Genomic DNA, 24747 nt, shown 5'->3' on the forward strand with positions numbered 1-24747 from the left:
CGTACATAAATGCAATTCCGCGCGGTGTAAGCTGTCCGCAGGACACATCGAACAAAAGGCACCTCATGGACTCACCACCTGCTACGAGAAAGCCGTTGTCCCGCCCGCTCAAGATCGTGCTCTGGGTCGCCGGCATCCTCATCGCCATCCCGCTCATCGCGATCATCTTCCTGCTGACCTTCGACTGGAACCGCGCGCGTCCCTGGCTCAACGCGCGGGTCACGGAAGCGATCGAACGCCCGTTCGCCATCAACGGCGACCTGTCCGTCAAGTGGGAACAGCCGTCCGGGCGCATGCGCCCCGGCGAGCGCACCTGGCGCGACTTCATCCCCTGGCCGCACCTGCGCGCCAACGACGTGCATGTCGGCAATCCCGCCAATATGGAGCAGCGCGATATGGCCAATGTGCGCCAGTTCGACTTTTCGCTCAATCCGTTCGCGCTGCTGGGCAGGGAAATCGAGATCCCGCTGCTGCGCTTCGACACGCCCCATGTCGAGCTGGAGCGCGTCAAGGACGGCCGCGCCAACTGGGCATTCAAGAAGAAGCAGGAACCGTCCAGGTGGACGCTGGATGTGCAGCGTGTCGTGTTCAGCGACGGTACGCTGGTATTCAGGGATGCCGTCACGCGCGCAGACATCCGCGCCGACGTGCGCTCGCTGGACAACGACGCCAGGTACGGCATCGGCTGGAAACTCAAGGGAACTTTCCGTAATGCGCCCGTCTCCGGCAGCGGCAGAGCCGGCGCGGTGCTGTCGCTGAAACAGCAGACCATCCCCTTCCCCATCCAGGCCAATGTGGAAATGAACCGGATTCGCGTCAGCGCGGAAGGCACCCTGACCAAACCGACCCAGCTGGCCGCAGTCGATATGCGCATGCGGGCATCGGGTGCGAGCATGGCGCGCCTGTACGAACTGACCGGCGTGCTGTTCCCGGAAACGCCCGCGTTCTCGACCGAGGGGCGCCTGATCGGCAAGCTGTCGAAAGGAAGCCAGCACTGGACCTACCAGGACTTCAAGGGCAAGGTGGGCACCAGCGACATCCGCGGCAAGATCGAGTACCAGACCCGCGAGCCGCGTGGCCTGCTGACCGCCAACGTGGTTTCCGAGCGGCTCGACTTCAAGGACCTCGGCCCCCTGATCGGCGCCGACTCCAACGCCAGCAAGCGCCAGCGCGGCGTGGATGCAGTGCAGCCGGCGGGCAAGCTGCTGCCGGTCGAACGCTTCAGGACCGAGCGCTGGACCAGCGTGGACGCGGACGTGCGCTTTGCCGCACGCCGCATCATCCGCGACAAGGAATTGCCGATCAGCCAGCTGAGCACGCACCTGTACCTGAAGAACGGCGTGCTGTCGCTGGTGCCGCTGAACTTCAAGATGGCCGGCGGCGACCTCACCTCGACCATCCGGCTGGACGGCAGCGGCCGCGCGGGCAAGAACGCGATCAAGGCGGAAGCCAAGATCGCCGCGCGCCACCTCAAGCTGGCCCAGCTGTTCCCCGCCGTCGAAAAGATGAAGGCATCCATCGGCGAGGTGAACGGGGACGCCAAGCTGACCGCCACCGGGGACTCGGTGGCCTCGCTGATGGCGCACGCGAACGGCGAACTGAAGGCGCTGGTGAACCAGGGCACTGTCAGCAAGCTGCTGCTGGAACAGATGGGATTGAACATCGGCAGCATCGTGGTCACCAAGCTGTTTGGCGACAGGACCGTGCAGATCAACTGCCTGGCCAGCGACTTCAACGTGAGCAATGGCATCGCCCAGACCCAGCTGTTCGTGGTGGACACGGAAGAGGCGGTGGTGAACGTGGGCGGCGCCGTGAACCTGAACAGCGAACAGATCGACCTGACCGTGCTGCCGCGCACCAAGGGCCTGCGCATCATTTCGCTGCGTGCGCCGATCTACGTGCGCGGGACCTTCCGCCAGCCGGACGTGAGCATCGACAAACGCGTGCTCGCGCTGAAGGCGGGCGGCGCGCTGGTGCTGGGAACCGTGGCTGCGCCGCTGGCCGCCCTGCTCCCGCTGATCACCGCCGGGCCGGAAAAGGACAGCCCGTGCGGCGCCCTGCTGGCCCAGGTGCGCGAAAAACCCAAGGCGCCGCCCCCGGGGCGCCCCGCCGCACGGCCGCGTTGATGCCGTCACCGGGCTGTTGCATGAGTGTGCGCTGACGTACAGACCTCATGCGTAGCGCACCGTAATCTTGCACCAACAACAAGCATACGAGGAGCTCTGATGAAGAAACTGCGATTTTCGGCATTCCTGGCCGCATTGATGTTAACCACCCTGACCGCCTGCAGCACGACCGACAGCGGGCGCCGGACGGTGGGCCAGTATGTCGATGACGCTGCGATCACGGCAGGCGTGAAGGCCGCGATCGTCAATGAACCTACGCTGAAGGTTTCCGAGATTCAGGTGGAAACCTATGAAGGCGTGGTGCAACTGAGCGGCTTCGTAAGCTCGGCCGCGAACATTGCCACTGCTTCCACCGTGGCGCGTTCCGTGAATGGCGTGAAGTCGGTTAAAAACGACATCCGCCTGAAATAAACCCAACTCAAGAGGTCAAATCATGAAAATCAAACAAATCGCAAGCGCAGCCGCAGTCCTTACTTTCTCCCTGAGCCTGGCAGCATGCTCGGGCATGTCCCAGCAGGACAAGAACACCGCAATCGGTGCCGGCGCTGGCGCCGTCATCGGTGGCGCCCTGACGGGCGGCAGCGCAGCGGGCACCGTGGGTGGTGCAGCAGTGGGCGGCGTGATCGGCAACCAGGTCAGCAAGCCAACCAAGTAATCGCATGCCATGTAGCGAAAGGCGCCCCCTCGGGGGCGCCATTTTTTTTGGGGACTGTCAGTGGAGAATACCCGCAGGCAGGCAGAAGCCGCGATTACGCGGCCGTGCATCCTCAGGCAAACAGCGCCGGCGGCGGATTGTCTTCCGCCTCCTTGACGATCTCGTAGCACTGGCACGACACCGCTGCCAGTCCGGCCGGATCGAGGATCTCGATATTTCCGCGGCTGTAGTTGATCAGCCCCTGCGCCTGCAGCGCACTGGCCGCCTTGGTCACGCCCACGCGCCGTACGCCTAGCGCGTGCGCCAGGAACTCGTGCGTGAGGTGGAACTTGTCGGAATCGAGCCGGTCGCGCGTGACCAGCAGCGAACGCGCCAGCCGCGCTTCCAGCACGTGGAACCGGCTGCACACGGCGATCTGGATCGCCTGCGCCAGCAGCATGTCGGTGTAGCGGTACACCACGCGCTGCAGCCGCGGGTTGCGCATGAACTCGGTCCGGAACGCCCCGGCTTCGATGCGGCTGACCTTGCCTTCGCGCTGCACGATGGCGCGCACCTGGCCGACGTCATGGCCGAGCGGCAGCGTGGCGCCCAGCATGCCCTCGCGCCCCACCAGGCCGACCTCCAGCGTCATGCGCCCGCCGGCCACGGCCAGCATCGAGATCACGGCATCGTCGGGAAAATAGATGTAGCGGATCGGGCAGCCCGCTTCGTAAAGCACGGCGCCGACGTCCACATGGACGCGCTCGATCAGCGGGCGCAACTGCTCCATTTCGCTGGCGGGGAGCGACTCGAGCAACTGATTACCCGTGCGCACAACTGCGCCCGGCCCGATATTCATCGGACCCTCGTGCGGTAGTTGTGTTCGTTCAAGCATGGCATGAGACCTGTCGGATGGTGTGAGGTGGAAACGCAAAATGCGCGCGGACACTGGCCGAAACAATTGCATACAAAGTGGGGCCAGCGTAACGGCTCCTATATCAATGGTATGTACGGTGACGCACGGAAGGAATGAAGCCATAGGCGTGACAATTGGCAACAAGCGTGGGCGCGCTTGCGCCTGCCATCAATAAGGAACCCAGCCATGGAAAACAATATTCGACATCACACCCGCGGCACGCCGCATCCGCTGCTGATCGCGGCGGCGATTGCCGTGATCCTGTTCTGCACGGTCGGCATTGCCGCGATCATGGGGTGGATCCCCACCTCCACCGGCGGCAACCCCGACCTCGCGCGCGGCGCCGATCCCGCGTTCGCGACCGCTGCGGCGCCCGCCACCGTGGCGCCGCCTGTCTCCGACCTGCCGCCGTCCGCGCTGGTCGACCAGTCCGCTCCGCTGCAGATGGCCCAGGCGCCTGTCGCAGCGCCGCCCATGCAGCGCGCGTATGTTCCCGCCGACCAGCGTGCAGCACCTGAGCCGAAGGTTGCCGAACGCCGCCGCGTAGCAGCCGCCGAGCCGCGTAGCAACTGGTGCTCCAACTGCGGCAATATCGAGTCGGTCCGCAAGGTGACCACTCGTGCGCGCGGCACCGGCGTTGGCGCAGCGGGCGGCGCCGTGCTGGGCGGCCTGCTGGGCAACCAGGTCGGCGGCGGTACAGGCCGCGACATCGCCACCGTTGCCGGCGCCGTGGGCGGCGCCGTCATCGGCAACCAGGTGGAAGGCAACATGAAGGCAACCACGCGCTACGAAGTGCGCGTGCGCCTGGACGACGGCTCGGAGCGCACGTTCACGCGCGACACCGCACCGCCATGGCGCAACGGCCAGCGCGTGCGCATCGTCAACGGCGGCATCCGCGCCGTCGACTGACCGCCCCGCGCCCCTGGCGCGGTTCTTCCGAACATCCGCGCCACGAAAAAACCGGAGCCCAACGGCCCCGGTTTTTTTATTCCCGACGCATCCCGCCTTCGCTGCCTCTCCGCAATATTTCCGAATTACATCATTACGTGCGGTACCGAACAGAGCGCTACTGCTGAGCTGCTCAACAATATATCCACGCTGAGTACAGGCGGTGACGAAGAAAGGAATTGGATATGAACCATTTCATCTGGATCGGGATCATCGTGTGGGGCATCCTGGTCATGGGTTTCGGTATCGCGACGGTGCCGCACGCGGCGCCAGGCGAAGCGCCCCTCCCGGCGCACGATGTGGTGTTCCTGCTGACCGGCGGGCTGCTGAGCTGCCTGATCGGACTGCTGGGGCTGTGCGGACTGATGGGCTGGGTGCCATGGTTGCGCGAGGACAAACAATCTGCGGCGTAATGTTCGTCATCGAACGGTTGGCGCAAAGACGCTGGCGGATACTGGAATCACAACGACGACACCAAGTCGTTCCTACAAACCCGCCAGAGGACACTATCATGCTCTATACAATCGCCGTAGTTCTCATCATCCTGTGGCTGCTCGGCCTTGTGACGTCGTACACGGTCGGTGGCTTTATCCATATCCTGCTCGTCGTGGCAGTGATCATGATCCTGGTTCGCCTGATCAGCGGGCGGGGGATATAACCCTTTCGCCATAACCGCACCGGGGCGCTTTGCCCCGGTTGTTACATTGGAGGTAGCATGAACAACAAACTGATCGCATCAATCCTCGCAGTATCCATCGCATCCGCCGGCTGCGCCGACATGACCCCAACCCAGCGTGGTACCGCGCAAGGCGCCGGTATCGGTGCCGGACTGGGCGCCATCCTCGGTGGCGTGACCGGCGGCGGTGGCGGAGATCGCGCAGCCAAGGGCGCCGTCATTGGCGCAGCAGCAGGCGCCATCGCGGGCAATATCTGGTCGCGCCGCATGGAAGAACAGAAGCGCCAGATGGAACAGGCCACGGCCGGCACCGGCGTGCAAGTCAGCCAGACCGCCGACAACCGCCTCAAGCTCGACATCCCGAGCGATATCTCGTTCGATACGAACCGGGCCGATATCAAACCGAACTTCCGTCCGATCCTCGACCGCTTCGCGACGAGCCTGCAGCAGAACCCTGCTACCACGGTGACCATCATCGGCCACACCGACTCGACCGGTGGCCCCGCGATCAACGAGCCACTGTCGCGCGACCGCGCAGCCAGCGCACGCGATTACCTCGCGCAGCGTGGCGTCTCGCCGAACCGCATCATGATCGACGGCCGCGGCGCACGCGAACCGATCGCCTCGAACGACGATCCGGCCAGCCGCGCGCGCAACCGCCGCGTGGAGATCTACGTGGCCGAGCCGATGGCCCGCAACTAGTGGCGCCGTCCCCGCGCACGCGGGGACCGGCACGACGCCGGCACGGCCGGCAACCGCAATCCCCGCCGCGTGCGGGGATTTTTCCATCCGATGTCCGTCCAGCCTCCAGCACTCCATATCCGAGTCCGGGCAGCTTCCCGTACCGCGCTAATGACTGGCTTTGCCAAAAGGCGCCCGGCCGGCTGGGCATTGAAAACTCACACTTTCTCACCCATCCCGCATGGCAGCGCTAGCGCCCCTCAAGCATCCGAAAGTCGCGCCGCATCGCCCTCTCTCTGAACGGCATTCCATCTATGCAACAGAAGTTGTATAGACTGCATGACATATTGATTGTATGTATGCCGCCATAATTGCTGTTTATACCTGTTGTGTATTGTCACACATCTTCACAAGCAAATTTGACTCCCGGGTCAGTAAGGTGGTGTTATGTGAATGTCGGGCAATTTTTCAGCCGCCCGAAACCTCCCCGCTCTTGCGAGAAGATTGACCGCCAGCCCCCCGGCTGGCGGCGGCCTCATTTGCGGTTTTTTTAGGCTTTATCGGAGTTTCATAAGTTGAGTAAGCAAATCGTACTGAAGCGCAGCGTTGTTGCGGTTGCGCTGACCCTGGCGTCGTCCACGGTCGTCCTGGCACAGCAGGTCGATGCGGCAGCCGCGCCAATGCAGAAGGTGTTCGTCACCGGTTCCAACATCAAGCGCGCGGACAAGGAAGGCTCGTCCCCGATCGCGGTCATCAACCGCAAGGACATCGAGGCAACGGGCGCCAACACCGTTTCCGAACTGATCCAGACCATTCCGGCGTTCGGCTCGGGCGCCTCGCTCGACCTGACCGACGGCAGCTTCTCCAAGGGCGCGGCCACCGCATCGCTGCGCGGCCTGGGCTCTTCCTCCACCCTGATCCTGCTGAACGGCCGCCGCATCACCGCGTCCGCCTACGCCGACCCGAACCAGGGCAAGTCGGCTGTGTATGACCTGAACAACATCCCGGTCTCCGCCATCGAGCGCGTCGAGATCTTCAAGGATGGCGCATCGGCCGTGTACGGCTCCGACGCGATCGCCGGCGTCATCAACTTCATCACCAAGACCTCGTACCAGGGTTTCGACGTGTCGGCATCGGCCAGCGCCAACGACGACGGCGAATTCGGCCGCAAGAACCTCACCGGTTCGGCCGGCTTCGGCGACCTGCAGGAAGACGGCTACAACGCCTTCTTCAGCTTCGACCTGGCCAAGCGCGACAGCACCAAGATCGCCGACGTGAACGATATCGAGAAGCAGATGTACTCGATCATCAACGCGCGCCTGAATCCGTACTCGTCGTCCCTGACCAGCCACTCGCCGTTCTTCTACCGCGAGCGCACCGCCGGCGCGCGCAACTTCGCCAACTCGTACGCGCTGCGCGCCGACGTGATCAACCAGGTCAACTGCCCGGCATCCGAGCAGCTGGTCGGCGACGTCAACGCGCACGTGCTGTCGTCCACCTCGACCCTGGTGGGACGCACCTTCTGTAACTTCAACCTGGACAACTACACCGAAGCGCAGTCGGCCGGCGACGACATCAACCTGCTGTCGAAAGTCACCTTCAAGCTGTCCGACAACATCACCTCGTTCACCGAACTGGGCTTCAACCGTTCGGACCGCGACTACCTGGGCGCACCGCGCGCGATGCAGTCGACCGCGGCGACCACCGTGTTCTCGCTGGAAGGCGCTCCGTCGAGCTTCCAGATGATCCTGCCGGTCGGCCACCCGGACAATCCGTTCTCGAACTCGCGTTCGGCAGTGGGCCTGCGCTTCAAGGGCCGCGGCGGCAGCGACAACACCAACGAGACCGTGCGTTTCGTGACCGGCCTGCAGGGCACCACCGGCAAGTTTGACTGGGAAACCGCAGCGCTGTACAACCGCAACGAGCGTAACGAGACCTACTTCGGCATGCTGTACAAGCCGACGCTGACCCGCGTGATGACCGAAAACCGCACGCTGGCCGACACCCTGAACGATCCGACCGCCACCCAGGACGTGCACAACCGCGGCTTCTCGCAAGTCGCGCAGATCGACGCCAAGGCATCGACCACCATCGGTACCCTGGCCGGCGGCGACATCGGCCTGGCCTTCGGCGGCGAAATCCGCAACGAGCGCATCGGCCTGACCCCGTCCGAGCTGACCCAGCGCGGCGACATCGTCGGCCTGTCGAACTCCTCGGCCAACGGCGAACGTACCGTCAAGTCGGCCTTCGTCGAAGTGCGCACCCCGTTCGCGAAGAACTTCGAAATGGACTTCGCCGGCCGCTACGACAAGTACCCGACCATGCAGAAGTTCGTGCCGAAGGTCGGCGCCAAGTGGACCGTCAACGAAGTGCTGACCCTGCGTTCGGCCTACGCCGAAGGCTTCCGCGCACCGGCGCTGACCCAGGTCTCGCCAGGCGGCGTGCAGTCCTTCTCGACCGTGTGGGACACCCTGCGCTGCCCGGACGGCGTCAACCCTGCGCCGAACGCCGAAAAGGCCGACTGCGCACGCGGCATCTCCAGCCTGTCGGCCGCAACGCCAGACCTGCTGCCGGAAACCTCGAAGAGCTACTCGCTGGGCATGATCCTGCAACCGGCAAAGAACCTCGACATCCTGGTCGACTACTACAACATCCGCAAGGAAGCTGAAACCGCGCTGCTGTCGGCCGGTTTCGTGGTCGAGCACGAAGAAGACTTCCCGGGCCGCGTCGTCCGCGACACCAATCCAGCCACCTGGATCACCGACGCGAACGGCAACGTCGTGCCTAACTCGGGCCCGATCTCCGCAGTGAACCGCAACTACGTCAACCAGGGCGCGACCCAGACCTCCGGTATCGACATCGAAGCGACCCTGCGCACCAGCCTGGGCGACCACGGCCGCCTGGTGACCAAGGTGTCCGGTTCCCAGACCCTGACCTTCAAGCGCGCCGAGCGCCCGGGCGACGCAGAGCGCAACCTGGTCGGCACGATTGGCGGCCTGTCCGACTGGGCCACCTCGGTCGGCGAGATCCCGCGCTACCGCGCCAACGGTTCGGTGACCTGGACCAAGGGCAACCACTCGGTCAACGGTAACGTGCGTTTCGTTTCCGGCGTCTCGCTGCTGCGCAAGTGGGACAGCCATGAGACCTATCCGCAGCCATACTGCTACTACGGCAAGGGCGCTCCTGGCGGCCAGGCCCGCTTCAGCGACTGGATCAGCACCTGCGACATCAAGAGCTGGACCACGGTTGGCGTAGGCTACACCTACACCGGCTTCCAGAACCTGACCCTGTCGGCCAACATCCAGAACCTGTTCGACGCGCGCGCACCATACGCATCGACCAGCTCCGGCGCGATCCTGAGCGGGTACAACTCGCAGCTCCATAACGGTTATGGCCGTTACTGGCGCCTGACCGCGAACTACAGCTTCAAGTAATTCGCGTACCAACGAAAAAACGCCCGGCATCAATCGATGCCGGGCGTTTTTTTTGGGGACTGTCCCCTTCCTTTGCTTACTTGCCGCCGCCTGCTGCGCCGTCCTTCGCCACCTTGGCGAAGTCGCCCGCGGCCACGACGGAAATGCTGCCTGGCTTGATGAACTCGCGCATGGCCGCATTGACCTGCGCCAGCGTCAGCTTGCGCACCTGCTCGTCCATCTCGGCGTCGAACTTCATGGTGCGTTCCAGCGACAGGTACTCGGACAGTGCGCCAGCCAGCGCGCTATCGGAGGTACGCGACACTTCCTGCCCCTGCAGCCAGCCCTTCTTCGCTTCGGCCAGTTCGGCCTCGGTGAAGCCTTCCTTGACCGCGCGCTCCAGCTCTTCGCGCAGCGCCGCTTCCACCTTGGCGGTGTTCTGCGGTGCGCTGATCGCATAGGCCAGCCACAGGCCGGCAGGATCGCGCGCAGGCACGGCCAGCTGCGAACCCACGCCGTACGACAGGCCTTCCTTCTGGCGGATGCGGTCGGCCAGGCGCGAACGCAGTGCGCCGCCGCCCAGCATGTAGTCGGCCATCACCAGCGCAGGGTACGGCTTGGCGTCGTCCTTCATCGGCACCGGATGCACGGCCACCAGCACGCTGTTGGCCTTGTCCGGGGTTTCCAGCGCCAGCTTCTGGCTGGCCACCGGCTTGACCGCGGACGGAACGCGCACGTACTTCTGTTTCGCGTTCCAGTCGCCGTACAGCTTCTCGACCTGCGCCTTGAGCGCTGCCGGGTCGAAGTCGCCGACCGCCGCGAAGGTGGCGTTGTTGGCGCCGTAGAAGTTGGCGTGGAAGGCCTTGACCGCTTCCGGCGTCACCGCCTTGACCGCGGCCAGCTGCTCCGGCAGCGTCATCACGTGCTTGACGTGGCCTTGCGGCGTGGTGTCGAGCATGCGGTTGAACGCGTTCATGGCCTGCGGCTGCGGTTCCGGAATCGCACGTTCCACCGAACCTGCCTGTTCGCGCTGGAACTCGGCGAATTCGGCAGGAGCGTAGGCAGGCTTCTTGAGGATCTCGGCCACCAGCTCCATCACCGCCGGCAGGTTCTCGCGGGTGGTCGTCACCGACGAGGTGATCGATTCCGCGCCGCCGCCGATGCGGTGCTGCGCCTTGAGCTTGTCGAACAGGTCCTTGAGCTGCTGGCGCGACTTCTCCTGCGTGCCGTAGCTCAGCAGCCCGGCCGCGAACTGGCCGGCCGATGCCTGGTTGCGCAGCGATTCCTCGGCGCCCATGCGCAGGCGGATGGTCACGCTCACCAGGCCGCCCTTGGTCTTCTTCGGCAGCAGCGCGCCTTTCAGGCCGTTGGCCAGCTTGAAGCGCTGGGTGCGCGATTCGATGTTGGCCGGGCTCGGGTCGAACACTTCGCCCTGCGCGACTACCGCGCGGCCCTTGTAGTCCTTGACCACGGCAGCGATGTTCGGCACGCCCGGCACCTCGGCGCGGTCAGGCGCTTCGGTCGGCACGAACAGGCCAAGGGTGCGGTTGGCCGGCTTGAGGTACTTCTCGGCGGCGGCCTGCACGGCTTTCGCGTCGACCTTCTCGACCTGATCGCGGCCGATGAAGAACAGGCGCCAGTCGCCCGCCGCCATCGATTCGGTCAGCGCGATGGTCAGGCTGGCGGTGTTGTTCATCGCCAGGTCGATGTTTTTCATGATGGTCTGCTTGGCGCGCGCGACTTCTTCATCGGTGACCGGGTTCGATTTCAGGTCCTCCAGCACTTTCAGCAGCGCGTCCTGCGCCGGCTGCAGCGGCTGGTCTTTCGACACCACCGCGCCGAAGATGCGGTAGCCCGGCTCCAGGTTGCTGACCGAGCTGTGGTCCAGGCGCGTCGCCAGCTTGGTTTCGACCAGCGCCTTGTGCAGGCGGCCGGACGGCGCGTCGATCAGGACGCGGCTCAGGACGTCCAGCGCCGCATCGTCAGGGTGCCCGCTCGGCGCCACGTGGTAGCCCGCGCCGACATATTGCGTGCCGCCGGAGCGGCGCACGGTCACGGAACGCTCGCCATCCTGTACCGGTTCGAGCGTGTAGGTCTGCTGGATCGTGCGCGATGGCTTGGGGATCTTGCCGAATACGGCGTTGATCTGCGCCAGCACCTTGGCTTCATCGAAGCGGCCCGCCACCATCAGGATCGCATTGTCCGGCTGGTAGTAGTTCTTGTAGAAGGCGCGCAGGCGCGGGATGTTGACCTGCTCGATGTCCGAACGCGCGCCGATGGTCGACTTGCCGTAGTTGTGCCAGTCGTAGGCGACGGCCTGCAGGCGCTCCTGGGTTACGCCGATCGGGTCGCTCTCGCCCATCTCGAACTCGTTGCGCACCACCGTCATCTCGCCCTTGTTGGTCTTGGTGTTCCACAGGTCGTCCTGCGAGATCGGCGCGTTGACCATGCGGTCCGCTTCCAGCGCCAGCATGGTGCGCAGGTTGTCCTCGTTGGCAGGGAAGGTCGCGTAGTAGTTGGTGCGGTCGTACCAGGTGGTGCCGTTGAAGTCCGCGCCGAGGCCGTTCAGGATCTCGACCGGGCTCTTGGTGCCCTTCTTGACGCCGAAATTGTTGGTCGGCTTGAACAGCAGGTGCTCGAGCAGGTGGGCCATGCCGGTCTCGCCGTAGTTCTCGTGGCGCGAGCCGACCATGTAGACGATGTTGGTGGTGATGGTCGGCTTGGACGCATCCGGGAACAGCAGCACGCGCATGCCGTTCGCCAGCTTGTACTCGGTAATGCCCTCGACCGAGGTCACCTTGGACGGTGCGGTCGCGGAGACCGCCTTGGCACTGGCCGGCGCCAGGGCAGCCGGGCCTGCGGCGAAAGCCGGCGTCAGCACGCCGGCGCTAATCATCAGCGCAATCAGGAGTTTCACGTTGTCGTATCCCTATTCATTTTTAATTTGGACTTAAAGAATCTGGTTTATCCTTGTCCGATATCTTTAAGCGGAGCCAATTATGAACGTTCGCCACGCATGTTTTGGAATTATTTTGATGGCCGCCACGGCTGCGACATGTTCTGCGCAAACCATGAAGCCCGGTTTGTGGGATGTCAACACCACGATGAAATCGCCCGATGGCGAAATGCAGAAGGCGATGACCGATATGCAGGCAGCCATGGCAGCCATGCCGCCGGACCAACGCAAGGCGATGGAAGACATGATGGCCAAGCAGGGAGTAAAGATCGGCGCCGGTTCCGGCGGCGCGCTGAACACCAAAGTATGTATGTCGAAGGAGATGGTAGAGCGAAACGTCCTGCCCGTTAATAATCGTGGGAACTGCTCCGAGAAGCGCGGTCCGCTGGTCAACGGGCGCATGAAAGCCTCGTTCACCTGCACCAATCCGCCCTCGTCGGGCGATGCGGAATTCGCGTTCAGCGGCGATAGCGCTTTTACGATGAAAATGAATACCACGTCGACCGTGGCAGGCAAGACCGAAAAGATGGCAATGGAGTCGTCGGGACGCTGGCTTGGCGCCGACTGCGGCAGCATTCGGCCGCTGTCGATCCCGAAATCCAAATAAGATGCCCCTGATCCTGCGCCCGCATGGCCGCGCCGCCTGACCGCCTGGCGTTCGGCGGCGGCCGCCATGCCGCGCTGGCTGTCACGGCCGCCCTCCACGTCCTGCTGGCGGCCTTGTTCATGCTGCGCCAGCCGGAGCGGCTGGCCGAGCCCAACGCCAGCTGGATCGATGTCATCCAGGTCGCGCCGAAACGGGTACAGGCCGCACTGCCGGCCCCGCCGCCCGTCCGGCAGCATCGCGTCCACGCTCCGGCGCAGCCGACTGCTGTTGCCGAAGTTCCGGCCGCCGCGCCCATGGCGGATGAGCGGCCAGGCCAAGTGGCCAGCGAAGCGGTATTCCCGCCTGCGGAACCGGCGCCGCTGTCGGCGTTCGAACTGGCGCGCGCGGCGGCCGGCAAGGCCGACAAGGAGCTGCGCACCGCATTCCCCGAACGCAAGCTGTTGCGCCACAAACCGCTCACCGGGCAGCAGAAGCTTGCCGCCGGCATCGAGCACTCGGTCGCGCCGCCCAAGTTCTACGAACCGGCCCGCATCACCAAGGTGCAGGACCAGGGCGGCTGGGGACGCCGCATCGAGAAAGTGCAGACCGCCTTCGGCGCCTACTGCATGACCTACGAAAGCAACCTGGGCGGCGATGGACGCGACCTCTTCAAAGATTCCTCTACGCAACCCAAGATGCGCACCTGCCCCCGCGAGGAGTGATGGCCCGCATGGTACGGTAGCGAACAAAGTTTCCGGCGGGCGCGACATACACTTGGCTTTTAACCAAGCTTTCGTGTCTGGCTTATGCTGTCCACCCTCGACCGGATCGATCCTGAGAGCACCGATATCGACCTGCTGGTCGAGCTGGTGGATACGCTGCGCCCGCGCCGCGCCACGGATGTCGAGCAGGCGCGCGCCAATGTCCGCACGCTCACCCAGCTCCTGAATGGCAATCCCGAGCACGCGGCACGCCTGCGCAGCTACGGCACCAGCATCCTCGAATCGCGCCGACACGCCAGCCTGTACACGGACGTCGGCATGCTGTCGAACGACGGCTTCTTCACGGAGCTCAGCCGCCGGATCGCCTACCGCATCCTGCCCCCTGCCCTGTCCGACGTGTACCTGAGCGACGCGCTGGAGAAGGTGCTGTTCCGGCAGACCGACCATGTATGGATCCGGGGCGTGTCGGCCAGCGACTGGTTCGACCTGTTCCAGGCGATCGCGCAGGCGCCCGGCGCCGACGATAGCAAGGCGCGCCTGGTCACGCTGCGCGGGATGCTGCAGGCCGTGCGCACCTTGTCCTGCCGCGTCTGCGCGCTGGGGCTGGAACCGCGCCTGGTGCATGCATTCGCCGCCATCGAGGACTACGATTCCCCGTTCATCATGCAGAACATCGAGGTCAACGACTACCTCGATGCCTACGGTAAGGTGCTGGCCGGCGAGACCGCGCAGATGGAAGACGCGCGCCACCTGCTGGTGATGCTGGACCAGTGCGACGACATCGTGGCGCGCGTGCGCAAGCGCGCGCTGACAGCCGGCACCAGCATCCCGCTGACCTACTTGCTGGTGGCGCTGTCGCAAAGCATCGACCGCCTGCGCAAGCTGCTGTACATGGTGGACCTGTCGGGCGAGCTGCCGATGCCGGAAACCGTGGACCTGCAGGCGGTGGCCACCGATGCGCCCGCCCCTTGCGCAGAGGGTCGGCGCGTGAGCCGCCGCCAGGCCGTCGCCATGGCGCTGGCGCTGGAAATGATCAAGGCGCACAACCATAAATATGCGGTGCGCGACGTGTTCGCGGACAACCTCCACCTGCTGGCGCGCAACGTCACCGAGAACGCCAGCCGCACGGGCGAACACTACATCGCGGAAACCCGCAGCGAGCTGCGCGAGATGCTGCGCTCGTCCGCCGGCGCCGGCATCATTGTCGGCTTCATGGCGATGATCAAGATCCTGCTGTCCTACCTGCACACAGCGCCCTTGGTCGAGGCGGTGCTCTACGGGCTGAATTACGCGCTGGGCTTCATGCTGATCCACGTACTGCACTTTACCGTGGCCACCAAGCAGCCTGCCATGACCGCATCGCGCCTGTCGGCCGAACTGCAGACCACCGACGGCAAATCGCCGGACGTGGACAGCATGGCGGTCCTGGTTAACAAGGTGTTCCGCACCCAGTTCGTGGCCGTACTGGGCAACCTGCTGACGGCGTTGCCGGTGGCCTATGCGATCGCGCTGGTCTTCCACGACCTCAGCGGCAGCCACCTGGTCAGCCCGGCCAAGGCCATGACGCTCTTGCACGAGATCGATCCGGTCGGCAGCCCCGCGCTGTGGTACGCCGCAATCGCCGGGGTATGGCTGTTCGTGGCCGGCCTGGTGTCCGGCTACTACGACAACAAGGCGCTGTACACGCGGATGGCGTTGCGCATCGGACAATTGCGCGCCTTGCGCGATCTGCTCGGACCCGAGCGGCTCGCCCGGTTTGCGTCCTACATCGAGGACAACCTGGGCGGCTTGATGGGCAACTTCGTGTTCGGCATGCTGCTGGGGATCACCGCCCTGTTCGGATACCTGCTCGGCCTGCCTCTCGATATCCGCCACGTCACGTTCTCGTCGGCGAACTTCTCGACGGCGCTGGTGGCGCTCGAGCACCAGGTCAGCCCGGAACTTGCGGCGCGCTCGGTTGCCGGCTTCCTCTCGATTGGCGCAGTCAACCTGATCGTCAGCTTCAGCCTGGCGCTGTGGGTGGCGCTGCGCGCGCGGCGCATCGCATTTCGCCGCTCTATCCTGTTGCTGTATGCGCTGGGCCGCCGCTTCGTGGCTGGCCCGATCGAGTTTTTCCTGGGGCCACGGGCCGACAAAGGAGTTGAACCATGAAATCGCGCCTGACTGCGCTGTTCGCTTCGCTGCTGCTGCTCGCCAGCATGATCGGCGGATGCACCACCCTGCCCCACGTGCCGGACAAGCGGGCGCCTGCCGCCTCGGTGCCGACGGTGACCGGCCTGAACGGCGAATTGAAGCCGAGCGTTGCGCGCGAGATGCTCGAGGAGCGCTGGACGCACGCGAGCCGCGACCTGAAGGCGCTGGCGACGCTGGAGGAAGCGGCGACCGGGGTCCCGCTCATCGCCGGCAACAACGTGTCCCTGCTGTTCGACGGCCCACAAACGATGAACGCGATGATGGACGCGGTGCGCGGCGCGAAGGAGACCATCAACCTGGAGACCTATATCTTCGACCAGGACGAGGTGGGCATGCGCTTTGCCAACCTGCTGATCGAGCGCCAGCGCGCCGGCGTGCGGGTGAACGTGATGTACGACAGCGTCGGCACCATTGGCGTGCCGCCCGAGTTCTTCGAGCGCATGCGCGCGGCGGGCATCACCCTGCTCGCCTTCAACCCGATCAACCCGGCCAAGGCGCGCGGCAAGTGGGCGATCAACAATCGCGACCACCGCAAGTTGCTGGTGGTCGATGGCAAGGTGGCGTTCACGGGCGGGATCAACATAAGCGAGGACTACGCCAACAGCTCGCTGTTCCGCTCGCGCCGCCGCCCGCCGGCGTCGGCCGAGGTTGGCTGGCGCGACACCCACATCCGCATCGAGGGACCGGCCGTGGCGGCGCTGCAGTGGAGCTTCATCGACAACTGGGTGAACCAGGTGGCCGGCGACCTGCCCGAGGCAAACTACTTCCCGAAGCTCAAGCCGGTGGGCGACAAGATGCTGCGCGTGCTGGCCACGCGGCCGAACACCGGCTTCGAGATCTACAAGGCGTTCATGGTCGCCATCCAGGAAGCGAAGAAGTCGATCCACATCACCTCGGCCTATTTTGTGCCCGACAAGCAGATCATCGAGGCGCTCGGGGCCGCCGCCAAGCGCGGCGTGGACGTGCAGCTGATCCTTCCGAGCCGGACCGACCATGGCATCGTGGCCGACGCCGGGCGGGCGACCTACGACCGGCTGCTCGGCAGCGGCGTGCGCATCTTCGAGCTGCAGGTGGCGGTTCTGCATGCCAAGACGGCCGTGATCGATGGCGCCTGGTCGACGGTGGGATCGGCGAACATCGACCGCCGCAGCTTCCTGCACAACTACGAGTTGAACGTGATCGTGATTGACCCGGCATTCGGCAGGGAGATGGAAGCGGCGTTCACGGAAGACCTGCGCAACTCGAACGAAGTCACGCTGGCCAACTGGCGCAAGCGGCCGGTCACCGAGCGGTTCAAGGAGTGGGCCGCCCAGCTGCTCGGCTACTGGCTGTAAGGGGGACCGTCCCCCGATCTTTGGCTGGCTCAGTGGTAGCGCGTGCGGGAGACCTGGGAACGGTCCCCGCAAACTACAAGCCGGCGGCCATCAAGCCTTCGCTGTGCAAAGCCCACACGTTCGCCGAGCGCATGAAGGTCTCCGTGTGCAGCACCGAGAACTGGCCGCTCAGCACATCCCAGCCCCACGTATCGACTTCCACGCGCCGGCGTTCCAGCCGCAACAGGTTGAACGAATTGACCTCGCCCCGGCCGCGGGTCGAGGTCGCGGTGCCGGCCTGGACCACCAGCGCAGCGTAGTCGCCCAGCTGGTAGCGATCCATCGTATTGCTGGCGTGGCGCGCATGCAGATGGCCGGCCAGCAGCACGTCGACGCCGATCTCGGCGAATGCTTCCATCGCCATCGCGGCACGATCGACCAGGTCGCTTTCTTCCTCATGCCCCTGCGGCAGATCGAACGGGTGGTGCGTGACGACCACCCGCACGACATCGGGCCCGAGCCCGGCGAAGTGCTGGCGCACCTGCGCCACCTGTTCCTTGTTGATGCGCCCGTCCTTGAAGGTGAGCGAGCGCGCCGTGTTGATGCCGCACACGGCGATTTCCTCATCGGCGTACATCGGAGTCAGGTCGTCGGTGATATAGCGCTTGTAGCGCGTGAGCGGCTCGAAAAAGCGGCGGTACACGTTGTACAGCGAGATGTCGTGGTTGCCGGGGACGATGATCTGCGGCCCCGGCAGCGTGTCCAGCCAGGCGCGCGCCTGCATGAACTGCTCGTCCTTGGCGCGCTGGGTGAGGTCGCCCGACACCACCACCACGTTGGGGGCGAGTTCGTTGACCAGGCGCGACAGCGGCTCGAGCAGGGTGTCGTCGACACGGCCGAAATGCAGGTCGGACAGGTGAACCACGGTGCGCATGTTCTCTCCTCAATCGGGCGCGATGACGGTCAGCGCGCGCGGCAGCACGCGGTAGGACAGCGGCGTGCGCAGCATGCTGACCTCGCCATCCGTGGCGACGCGCAGATGTGTGTGATGGGTCTCTATCTCTAACTTTTGCACAAGTGCCACATCGAAGTCGCGCGCTTGGGCAAGCCGTCCGACCAGCGCGCGCAGGGCGAAGCCCAGCAGAGCCAGCCGGCCGGGGTTCTGGGCAACGTACAGGCACAGCTGCCCCTGGTCGAGCGAGGTGCGCGCGCCGACCGACAGACCCTGCATCGTGTACTGGTTATTGCCGACAAATACGAACGGCGTGCGGCGCGGCACCTCGCGGCCGTCGATGCGCAGCTGGACCTTGAGGAACGGGTAGCGGCGCAGCGCCGACACCGTGGCCCACAGCGCAGCCGGCCACTTGCCCCGTCCCAGGCGCTGCTGTTTCTCGCGCTTGCGCACGATGGCCGGGTACAGGCCGAGGCTGGAGTTGTTGAGGAAAATGCGGCAATTCACTTCCCCCACATCGACCAGCCGGGTTCGGCCACGGGCGATGAGGGCGACCGCGTCTTCGAGCGCCAGCGGGATGCCGAGGTCCTTGGCGAAGTGGTTGAGCGTGCCAAGCGGCAGTATTCCCAGCGCGATGCCGCTGCCGACGATCACGGAAGCGACCGCGTTGATCGTCCCGTCGCCGCCGCCTGCGACCACCGTGCGTGCGCCCTGCGCAACGGCCGCCTGGGTTGCAGCCGTGATGCCGCTGCCATCGTGCGCGACGGCGACCTCCGCGACCAGCCCGTGGCCGGCAAACAGCGCGCAAACGCGCCCGGCCAGCTCGCGGTCGTGCCCCGTGCCAGCGCCGCCGTTGACTATGACGGCGATCGACTGGCCAGCCGCTGCCGGCGCCGCCGCAATGTCGATATCGCCGTGATACAGATCGTTAGCCACATCCATCCTTCCGCAATCGCAGCCAGCACGTCCGACAGGTAGTGCGCTCCCAGGTAGACGCGGCTGGCAGCGACCAGCAGCACCATCAGCCCGGCCAGTGCCGCGCCCAGCGCCCACCAGCGCTTGCGGGCTGTCGAGCGCACCAGGTAGGCGACCAGGAAACCGTAAAACAGCGCCGCGGCAGAGGCATGCCCGCTGGGAAAGCTGTACGTGGCGAGGGTCAGCAGCGGCTCGTCGAACTGCGGGCGCTCGCGCTGGAACAGGTACTTCAGGAGCAGGTTCAGCGCCATTCCTACCGGCACGGTCAGCACAAGCGCTGCCAGCCAGTAACGTTCGCGCCGGCGCCACAACCAGACTCCCAGGACCGCGGCCATCGCCAGCACACCGAGCGGCGTATGCCAGTGCGTAATAAAGAACATGAACTTCGTCAGCCAGGGATGGTGGTTCTGGAACACCCAGGCCGTCAGCTCCGTGTCGAACGCGACCAGCTCTTCGCCCTCGACCACCTCCTCGGCAATCTCGGCAAAAATCCAGCCCATGAACAGCATCAACAGCACGCCTGCGGTCAGGTGCAGGCCCGTTTCCTCGCCGGGCGTGAGGCGTGCCGCCAACCATTTGTAGACGCGTTCGAGCATGGCGATATCTTAACTGGATTGGCAAAAACGCCACATTCGCGAGATTTCACTGGAAATTTATACAGTAACTGTGGATTTATACAGTAGTTGTGATATTCTTTACTCATCCGATCAACACATCGACTGAGGAGTTAGAAAAAATGACGACCCTGAACAGCAGCTTTGGCCTCGAGTTTGCACCTACCCCCTTCCTCATGCGCATTGGCCGCCGCGAGCTGCTGATCACCCGCGATTTCCGCAAACGCTTCTATGCCGTCAACCCGATCATCGAATGCGATACCGGTATCGAGGCTGGCCACCTGGAAGTGCTGCTGTTCCGCCGCTGGCTGCTGATCCTGTCCAGGGCACACTGAGCCGCCGGGGTCGTCAGAAGCCGCTTCGCTACTGATGATTTCGTCAAGGTATCGTAAGCGGCTCGGGAGCTGAACCGTCCTACACTGATCGCCAGAATATTTGGCCAGACAGAAAGGATTGTTCCCATGAACCTGAAAAAAATAGCCGACCAGGTGATCGTGATTACCGGCGCCAGCAGCGGCATCGGCCTGACCACCGCGCGCAAGGCCGCCGAACAGGGTGCAAAGCTGGTACTGGTCTCACGCGACCAGGACGCGCTGGAGCGCCTCGCCGAAGAACTGCGCCAGCAAGGCTGTGACGCCCTTGCAGTCGCTGCAGATGTCGGCAAGCAGGAAGACATCCAGCGCGTGGGCGACCGCGCCATCGAACGCTTCGGCCGCATCGACACCTGGATCAACAATGCCGGCGTCTCCATCTTCGGCAGGCTCGAGGATGTGCCGATGGAAGACAGCCAGCGCATGTTCCAGACCAATTTCTGGGGCGTGGTCAACGGCTCGCTGGAAGCGGTGCGCCACCTCAAGCAGCGCGGCGGCGCCCTCATCAACGTGGGCAGCGAAGTGTCTGACCGCGCCATTCCGCTGCAGGGCATGTATTCCGCGTCCAAGCACGCCGTCAAGGGCTTTACCGATTCGCTGCGCATGGAGCTGGAGCACGACAAGCTTCCGATCTCCGTCACCCTGATCAAGCCGACCGCGATCGACACCATGTTCACCGTCCACGCGCGCAACTACATGGAAAAAGAGCCGCGCCTGCCGCCGCCCGTGTATGCGCCCGAGATCGTCGCCAACGCCATCCTGTACGCGGCGCAGCATCCGCGCCGCGACGTATTCGTCGGCGGCCCGGCCAAGATGTCCGCGATGGGCGCCTACTATACGCCGCGCCTGCTGGACCGCGTCAACCAGCGCGCCACTTACAAGAACCAGCAATCGGAGCAGTTCAGCAGCCCGAACCGCCGCGATGCGCTGTATGAGCCGGATCCTTCCGCCGAACTGTGCGAACGCGACGCCACCATCGACAAGGTCGTGGAAAGCTGCCCGTACACGGCCGTCTCGATCCGTTCCAAGCCGATCCTGATGTCGGCGCTGATCGGTGGCGGCGCCCTGCTGGCTGCCTGGCAATACTCACGCCGCCGCCCCCTGCTTCGCTGACTGCAAGGGGGTCGGTCCGCGGGCCGCGGGGCGGCATTACCGTCCCCTGATTGTTAGCAAGCCTGCCGGCTACTAAAAAAAAGAGGACAGTCCCAAAAAGACTGTCCTCTTCCCTTTTCATCGGTCAGGCATCAACGATCCCGGAACCGCGAGCCTGACGCCCACCGGTCCCGACCGGTCGCTGCCGTCACCGTGGCACGTCCTCGTCATCTCCCTGTTCGCGTCGCGACGCGCCCGGCAAATCCTCGTCATCGCCCAGTTCCCGGGGCGCCGCACCCGGCAGGTCCTCGTCGCTGCCTTCTTCCGTGCGGCCATCCAGCGGCATGTCCTCATCGATTCCTTCGCCATTCGGCCCGATCACATGATCGACCGCGATGTCCTGCCCGTCCTCGGCCGTGGTATCACGACCGGCGCTGGCCCGTTCGCCGGTGCCACCGGAATCCGAATCGCTGTCCAGGTTCGCATCGCCCACGTCCGGCCCGGCCGTCCCGCGCGCGGTGCCCGATTCGAGGTCGGAGGTGGTGCCGCTGCCCAGGTCCAGCTCATCCTGCTGCGCCAGACCGGAACCGCCCACCATGTCGCTGCCGCTGTCCGAGGTATCGCTCGGTCCAAGGGCGCCCGTTCCGTGCCCGCGGCCTACGCTGCGGTCACGCCCTACCGGAAAGTTGTCCGGATCCAGAGTACTCGTTCCACTCATATCACACTCCAATATCGGTCAAAAAGCGTGGCGCATGCCGATGTTGATGGCCTTGTCGCCACTGCCTGAGTCGCTGGCGTTGCCTACCGTGTAGTTGGCGCCGCGGCGGTTGTGGATGCGCGAGACTGCCGCATAAAAATCGGTCCTGCGCGACAGCGCATAACTTGCGCCAAACGCGACCTGGTCCGCGTCGTTGTTTGCGAATTCCCTGTCGTTCTTGCGGATGAAGGAGACCAGCCACGTGGTCGGGCCGGACGGCACCGCCAGCCCGACCAGCACCTCGCGGCTGTCGGTCGATGGCGTGGTGGCCACCGCCGCGCTGAACGGATTGGTCGGATTCCACAGCGTGGCGTTGCCGTAGCCGCGACTGATGCCGAACGCCGTGTAGGCGATCGCCGGTCCCACCCGCAGGTTGGCGGCAATGATCGAATGCCGCGAGTCGTAGCGCTTGCCCGCCGGCATGATGGTTTCCGTGCTGGTAGCGTTGCGCTTCTGGTGAGCCGCGCGGATAGTGAGCGGCCCGCGCTGGATGCCGAGCGAAATGCCCCAGTTGCGGTTGCCGCGCACATCGCCATAGCGTTCGCGCACCGTATAGCTGGCGGCGGTAAAGATGCCTTTGCGCGTGCGTTCGAAACGGATGCTGTCGTCGGTCTGCTTGTCCAGGTAGCCAATGAGGTTGGTCGCGGTGCCCGCCATGCCGCCCTTGAACGGGTCGCCCACGTCCCGGAGGGCCAAATAGTCCAGTGCGAACTGGCGTCCCAGCGTCAGGCTACCGAAGTTCCCTGACAATCCCACGTAGGCCTGGCGGTTGAACAGGCGGTCCTCGTCCTCGCGCCTGCCGGTATCGAGCTGGATGCCAGCTTCCAGCCCGAACACGGCATTCAGGTTCTCGGAAATCTGCTCGGAGCCGCGCACGCCAATGTGCGACGTGGTGGCGATCCCGCTGCTGACCTTGGTGGACGGGCAATCGTTGACACAACCACGTTCTGCGACGAGTCCTGCGTCGGCCACGCCATAGAGCGTGACCGAATTTTGAGCGGAGGCGCCCGCTGATGCCGCTACAGTGAGCACAGCAAGCGCAACGTTGACCGTTTTCATTACGCAACCTCGCTTATGCATTCTTATACATATTCGTTTTATCTCCCGAACACGTTTTCCGTTCTGTCAAATAGCCCACATTACGAAGCGGTGACTCGACAAAAAAGCGTGAACGGTTAAGCAACTAACGCAAATCCGGCCCGCTTCGCTCTAAGCTTGCGACAACACAACACGCACACATGCCTGCACAGGCGGTGCGCAGCCTCCCACAGGAACGGCATGAAACGCGAAGACAGCATCACCGCGCCGCTCGCGGCAGAACCGGTCGCCGCCGCGCGCGCAGCAGGGCTGCGTTATGTCAGCGACGCCGCGCCGGGAATCTCGCGCAAGCCGGCGCGCACCAAGGGGTTCAGTTACGTCGATGCGGATGGCAAGGCGGTCAGGGACGAGTCCACGCTCGACCGGATCCGCAAGCTGGCGATCCCGCCTGCGTGGACGGACGTCTGGATCTGCCCGCACGCCAACGGCCACCTGCAGGCAACGGGACGCGACGCGCGCGGGCGCAAGCAGTATCGCTACCACGCCCGCTGGCGCAGCGTGCGCGACGAGGTCAAGTACGAACGCATGCTCAGCTTTGGCAAGGCGCTGCCCCGGATCCGGCACGAGGTCGACAAGGCCCTGCGCCTGCCCGGGCTGCCGCGCGAGAAGGTGCTGGCCACCATCGTCTACCTGCTGCAGGCCACCATGATGCGCATCGGGAACGAGGAATACGCGCGCAGCAATAAATCATTCGGCCTGACCACGCTGCGCAACCGCCACGTGCACATCGACGGGAGCGAAGTGGAGTTCCGCTTCCGCGGCAAGAGCGGCGTGTACCACAGCGTCAAGGTGGAAGACCGCAGGCTGGCGCGGATCATTGCGCGCACGCGCGAACTGCCGGGACAGGACCTGTTCCAGTATGTGGATGCGGAGGGCAACCGGCACGCGGTCGGTTCCAGCGACGTGAACGACTACCTGCGCACGATCAGCGGCGAGGACTACACCGCCAAGGACTTTCGCACCTGGGCGGGGACCGTGCTGGCGGCGCTGGCGTTGCAGGAATTCGAGAAGTTCGATTCGGATGCGCAGGCCAAGAAGAACATCGTGCGCGCCATCGAGTCGGTGGCCGAGAAGCTGGGCAATACGCCGTCGATCTGCCGCAAGTGCTACGTGCACCCGGCCATCATCGAATCGTATATGGACGGCACCATGCTGGAAGCCTTGCGCGCGCGGGCGGAACAGGAACTGATCGAAGGCTTGCCGTCGCTCGAACCGGAAGAAGCCGCAGTCCTCGCCCTGCTTGAAGTGCGCCTGCAGGCCGCGACCAGACCTGCCAGCTGATGCAAGGGACTGCCGGGGACGGGACTGCCGCGTTACGCACTTGTGCGGGCAGTCCCCCTCTTTGAATGCTTACTTGCCGTCGGGGCGCGACGGCTCGGCTTCGGAACGCACGTCGCGGTCGCGCCGCGCCGCTGCCTCGCCCTGCTCGTCCGGCGGCAAGCCCAGTCCTGGTCCGCCGACCGCGTCCAGCGGCTCGCCGGTTGACTTGCTGGCCCCGTCCGGCGGCGGCGCATTATAGTCATTCACATGCACGACGTCGTCATCGCCGACGATCTTCTTCTCGTCGCCCGGCGCGACTTCGGGCGGATGGGTCGGAATTTCGCGCTCGATCTTCTTGCGGTCAAGGTCTTCCGGATGCAGTGGCTCGGCTGGGGGCATGGCGTTCTCCTGGGTAGATGTTCCTGTTGCGATCATAAACAAAGCCCTCATCCGGCGACACGTCT

Annotated in this window: 23 protein-coding genes; 15 read left to right on the plus strand and 8 right to left on the minus strand. The window is 64.7% G+C overall.

The window, feature by feature from the left end; genetic code table 11:
- Positions 1–95: 95 nt before the first annotated feature.
- The 3 genes from ACFSQR_RS05265 (at position 96) to ACFSQR_RS05275 (ending at position 2781) form a co-directional block, all read left to right on the plus strand.
- Positions 96–2126, plus strand: coding sequence for an AsmA family protein (locus ACFSQR_RS05265; RefSeq protein ID WP_377728576.1), 2031 nt, complete (start codon positions 96–98; stop codon positions 2124–2126).
- Between the two features lie 99 nt (positions 2127–2225).
- On the plus strand, positions 2226–2537 hold the full coding sequence (locus tag ACFSQR_RS05270; protein ID WP_377728577.1) for a BON domain-containing protein: 312 nt from the start codon (positions 2226–2228) through the stop codon (positions 2535–2537).
- A 22-nt stretch (positions 2538–2559) separates the two neighbouring features.
- Positions 2560–2781: a glycine zipper 2TM domain-containing protein gene (locus ACFSQR_RS05275; RefSeq protein WP_377728578.1), complete on the plus strand. Its 222-nt coding sequence runs from the start codon at positions 2560–2562 to the stop codon at positions 2779–2781.
- Between the two features lie 112 nt (positions 2782–2893).
- Here the strand turns inward: ACFSQR_RS05275 and ACFSQR_RS05280 are convergent, their stop codons facing one another.
- Positions 2894–3619 carry a Crp/Fnr family transcriptional regulator gene (locus ACFSQR_RS05280; protein WP_377728579.1) on the minus strand — a complete coding sequence of 242 codons (726 nt, stop codon included), beginning with the start codon at positions 3617–3619 and terminating at the stop codon, positions 2894–2896.
- Between the two features lie 243 nt (positions 3620–3862).
- Between ACFSQR_RS05280 and ACFSQR_RS05285 the strand changes: the two genes are divergently transcribed.
- From ACFSQR_RS05285 to ACFSQR_RS05305, 5 genes are all read left to right on the plus strand, one after another.
- A complete protein-coding gene (locus ACFSQR_RS05285) occupies positions 3863–4585 on the plus strand; it encodes a glycine zipper 2TM domain-containing protein (protein WP_377728580.1) in 723 nt (240 codons plus the stop codon).
- 224 nt (positions 4586–4809) lie between these two features.
- Positions 4810–5037 carry a hypothetical protein gene (locus ACFSQR_RS05290; RefSeq protein ID WP_377728581.1) on the plus strand — a complete coding sequence of 76 codons (228 nt, stop codon included), beginning with the start codon at positions 4810–4812 and terminating at the stop codon, positions 5035–5037.
- Between the two features lie 98 nt (positions 5038–5135).
- On the plus strand, positions 5136–5282 hold the full coding sequence (locus tag ACFSQR_RS05295) for a lmo0937 family membrane protein (RefSeq protein WP_230029538.1): 147 nt from the start codon (positions 5136–5138) through the stop codon (positions 5280–5282).
- 57 nt (positions 5283–5339) lie between these two features.
- A complete protein-coding gene (locus ACFSQR_RS05300) occupies positions 5340–6002 on the plus strand; it encodes an OmpA family protein (RefSeq protein ID WP_377728582.1) in 663 nt (220 codons plus the stop codon).
- Between the two features lie 554 nt (positions 6003–6556).
- A complete protein-coding gene (locus ACFSQR_RS05305) occupies positions 6557–9415 on the plus strand; it encodes a TonB-dependent receptor (protein WP_377728583.1) in 2859 nt (952 codons plus the stop codon).
- Between the two features lie 76 nt (positions 9416–9491).
- Here the strand turns inward: ACFSQR_RS05305 and ACFSQR_RS05310 are convergent, their stop codons facing one another.
- Positions 9492–12311, minus strand: coding sequence for a M16 family metallopeptidase (locus tag ACFSQR_RS05310; protein WP_377728584.1), 2820 nt, complete (start codon positions 12309–12311; stop codon positions 9492–9494).
- An 82-nt stretch (positions 12312–12393) separates the two neighbouring features.
- Between ACFSQR_RS05310 and ACFSQR_RS05315 the strand changes: the two genes are divergently transcribed.
- The 4 genes from ACFSQR_RS05315 to cls all read left to right on the plus strand — a co-directional run bounded on the left by ACFSQR_RS05315 (position 12394) and on the right by cls (position 17185).
- Positions 12394–12957, plus strand: a complete 564-nt coding sequence (locus ACFSQR_RS05315; RefSeq protein ID WP_377728585.1) for a DUF3617 domain-containing protein — start codon at positions 12394–12396, stop codon at positions 12955–12957.
- Positions 12958–12980: 23 nt separating this feature from the next.
- Positions 12981–13658 carry a hypothetical protein gene (locus ACFSQR_RS05320; RefSeq protein ID WP_377728586.1) on the plus strand — a complete coding sequence of 226 codons (678 nt, stop codon included), beginning with the start codon at positions 12981–12983 and terminating at the stop codon, positions 13656–13658.
- An 84-nt stretch (positions 13659–13742) separates the two neighbouring features.
- Entirely contained in the window at positions 13743–15809 is a 2067-nt protein-coding gene (locus tag ACFSQR_RS05325; protein WP_377728587.1) for a site-specific recombinase, read from the plus strand.
- Positions 15806–17185 (plus strand): cardiolipin synthase, encoded by a 1380-nt coding sequence (gene cls, locus ACFSQR_RS05330; RefSeq protein WP_377728588.1) that lies wholly within the window; start codon positions 15806–15808, stop codon positions 17183–17185. The genes ACFSQR_RS05325 and cls overlap by 4 nt, the downstream gene beginning before the upstream one ends.
- A gap of 73 nt (positions 17186–17258) precedes the next feature.
- On the opposite strand, the gene ACFSQR_RS05335 is transcribed toward cls, so the two are convergent.
- The 3 genes from ACFSQR_RS05335 to ACFSQR_RS05345 are packed head-to-tail and all read right to left on the minus strand — an operon-like array spanning position 17259 to position 19687.
- Complete coding sequence (locus ACFSQR_RS05335; RefSeq protein ID WP_377728589.1) at positions 17259–18098, minus strand: metallophosphoesterase family protein; 840 nt, start codon at positions 18096–18098, stop codon at positions 17259–17261.
- A gap of 9 nt (positions 18099–18107) precedes the next feature.
- Positions 18108–19052 carry a diacylglycerol/lipid kinase family protein gene (locus ACFSQR_RS05340; RefSeq protein ID WP_377728590.1) on the minus strand — a complete coding sequence of 315 codons (945 nt, stop codon included), beginning with the start codon at positions 19050–19052 and terminating at the stop codon, positions 18108–18110.
- Positions 18974–19687 carry a phosphatase PAP2 family protein gene (locus tag ACFSQR_RS05345; RefSeq protein ID WP_377728591.1) on the minus strand — a complete coding sequence of 238 codons (714 nt, stop codon included), beginning with the start codon at positions 19685–19687 and terminating at the stop codon, positions 18974–18976. Before ACFSQR_RS05345 ends, ACFSQR_RS05340 begins: the two co-directional genes overlap by 79 nt.
- A gap of 140 nt (positions 19688–19827) precedes the next feature.
- On the opposite strand from ACFSQR_RS05345, the gene ACFSQR_RS05350 reads away from it, so the two are divergent.
- A complete protein-coding gene (locus ACFSQR_RS05350) occupies positions 19828–20040 on the plus strand; it encodes a hypothetical protein (protein ID WP_377728592.1) in 213 nt (70 codons plus the stop codon).
- Positions 20041–20166: 126 nt separating this feature from the next.
- Positions 20167–21189: an SDR family oxidoreductase gene (locus tag ACFSQR_RS05355; protein WP_377728593.1), complete on the plus strand. Its 1023-nt coding sequence runs from the start codon at positions 20167–20169 to the stop codon at positions 21187–21189.
- Positions 21190–21376: 187 nt separating this feature from the next.
- Here ACFSQR_RS05355 and ACFSQR_RS05360 read toward each other — a convergent pair whose 3' ends face one another.
- Together ACFSQR_RS05360 and ACFSQR_RS05365 are read right to left on the minus strand one after the other, a co-directional pair.
- Positions 21377–21766, minus strand: a complete 390-nt coding sequence (locus ACFSQR_RS05360) for a hypothetical protein (RefSeq protein WP_377728594.1) — start codon at positions 21764–21766, stop codon at positions 21377–21379.
- 138 nt (positions 21767–21904) lie between these two features.
- On the minus strand, positions 21905–22984 hold the full coding sequence (locus tag ACFSQR_RS05365; RefSeq protein WP_377728595.1) for a porin: 1080 nt from the start codon (positions 22982–22984) through the stop codon (positions 21905–21907).
- A 219-nt stretch (positions 22985–23203) separates the two neighbouring features.
- Between ACFSQR_RS05365 and ACFSQR_RS05370 the strand changes: the two genes are divergently transcribed.
- Positions 23204–24304 (plus strand): DNA topoisomerase IB, encoded by a 1101-nt coding sequence (locus ACFSQR_RS05370; protein WP_377728596.1) that lies wholly within the window; start codon positions 23204–23206, stop codon positions 24302–24304.
- A gap of 69 nt (positions 24305–24373) precedes the next feature.
- Here ACFSQR_RS05370 and ACFSQR_RS05375 read toward each other — a convergent pair whose 3' ends face one another.
- Positions 24374–24682: a hypothetical protein gene (locus tag ACFSQR_RS05375; RefSeq protein WP_377728597.1), complete on the minus strand. Its 309-nt coding sequence runs from the start codon at positions 24680–24682 to the stop codon at positions 24374–24376.
- Positions 24683–24747 lie beyond the last annotated feature (65 nt).

It is taken from the genome of Pseudoduganella sp. GCM10020061, from assembly GCF_042683405.1.
Classification (GTDB): Bacteria; Pseudomonadota; Gammaproteobacteria; order Burkholderiales; family Burkholderiaceae_D; genus Telluria.

What these genes read in the sequence shown, in the direction of transcription:
- ACFSQR_RS05355 (WP_377728593.1), top strand. Translation starts at nt 20,167, where the DNA reads ATGAACCTGAAAAAAATAGCCGACCAGGTGATCGTGATTACCGGCGCC.
- ACFSQR_RS05280 (WP_377728579.1), bottom strand. Translation starts at nt 3,619, where the DNA reads ATGAATATCGGGCCGGGCGCAGTTGTGCGCACGGGTAATCAGTTGCTC.
- ACFSQR_RS05375 (WP_377728597.1), bottom strand. Translation starts at nt 24,682, where the DNA reads ATGCCCCCAGCCGAGCCACTGCATCCGGAAGACCTTGACCGCAAGAAG.
- ACFSQR_RS05300 (WP_377728582.1), top strand. Translation starts at nt 5,340, where the DNA reads ATGAACAACAAACTGATCGCATCAATCCTCGCAGTATCCATCGCATCC.
- ACFSQR_RS05315 (WP_377728585.1), top strand. Translation starts at nt 12,394, where the DNA reads ATGAACGTTCGCCACGCATGTTTTGGAATTATTTTGATGGCCGCCACG.
- ACFSQR_RS05370 (WP_377728596.1), top strand. Translation starts at nt 23,204, where the DNA reads ATGAAACGCGAAGACAGCATCACCGCGCCGCTCGCGGCAGAACCGGTC.
- ACFSQR_RS05290 (WP_377728581.1), top strand. Translation starts at nt 4,810, where the DNA reads ATGAACCATTTCATCTGGATCGGGATCATCGTGTGGGGCATCCTGGTC.
- ACFSQR_RS05325 (WP_377728587.1), top strand. Translation starts at nt 13,743, where the DNA reads ATGCTGTCCACCCTCGACCGGATCGATCCTGAGAGCACCGATATCGAC.
- ACFSQR_RS05295 (WP_230029538.1), top strand. Translation starts at nt 5,136, where the DNA reads ATGCTCTATACAATCGCCGTAGTTCTCATCATCCTGTGGCTGCTCGGC.
- ACFSQR_RS05350 (WP_377728592.1), top strand. Translation starts at nt 19,828, where the DNA reads ATGACGACCCTGAACAGCAGCTTTGGCCTCGAGTTTGCACCTACCCCC.
- ACFSQR_RS05285 (WP_377728580.1), top strand. Translation starts at nt 3,863, where the DNA reads ATGGAAAACAATATTCGACATCACACCCGCGGCACGCCGCATCCGCTG.
- ACFSQR_RS05275 (WP_377728578.1), top strand. Translation starts at nt 2,560, where the DNA reads ATGAAAATCAAACAAATCGCAAGCGCAGCCGCAGTCCTTACTTTCTCC.
- ACFSQR_RS05320 (WP_377728586.1), top strand. Translation starts at nt 12,981, where the DNA reads ATGGCCGCGCCGCCTGACCGCCTGGCGTTCGGCGGCGGCCGCCATGCC.
- ACFSQR_RS05345 (WP_377728591.1), bottom strand. Translation starts at nt 19,687, where the DNA reads ATGCTCGAACGCGTCTACAAATGGTTGGCGGCACGCCTCACGCCCGGC.
- ACFSQR_RS05270 (WP_377728577.1), top strand. Translation starts at nt 2,226, where the DNA reads ATGAAGAAACTGCGATTTTCGGCATTCCTGGCCGCATTGATGTTAACC.
- ACFSQR_RS05335 (WP_377728589.1), bottom strand. Translation starts at nt 18,098, where the DNA reads ATGCGCACCGTGGTTCACCTGTCCGACCTGCATTTCGGCCGTGTCGAC.
- cls (WP_377728588.1), top strand. Translation starts at nt 15,806, where the DNA reads ATGAAATCGCGCCTGACTGCGCTGTTCGCTTCGCTGCTGCTGCTCGCC.
- ACFSQR_RS05365 (WP_377728595.1), bottom strand. Translation starts at nt 22,984, where the DNA reads ATGAAAACGGTCAACGTTGCGCTTGCTGTGCTCACTGTAGCGGCATCA.
- ACFSQR_RS05360 (WP_377728594.1), bottom strand. Translation starts at nt 21,766, where the DNA reads ATGGTGGGCGGTTCCGGTCTGGCGCAGCAGGATGAGCTGGACCTGGGC.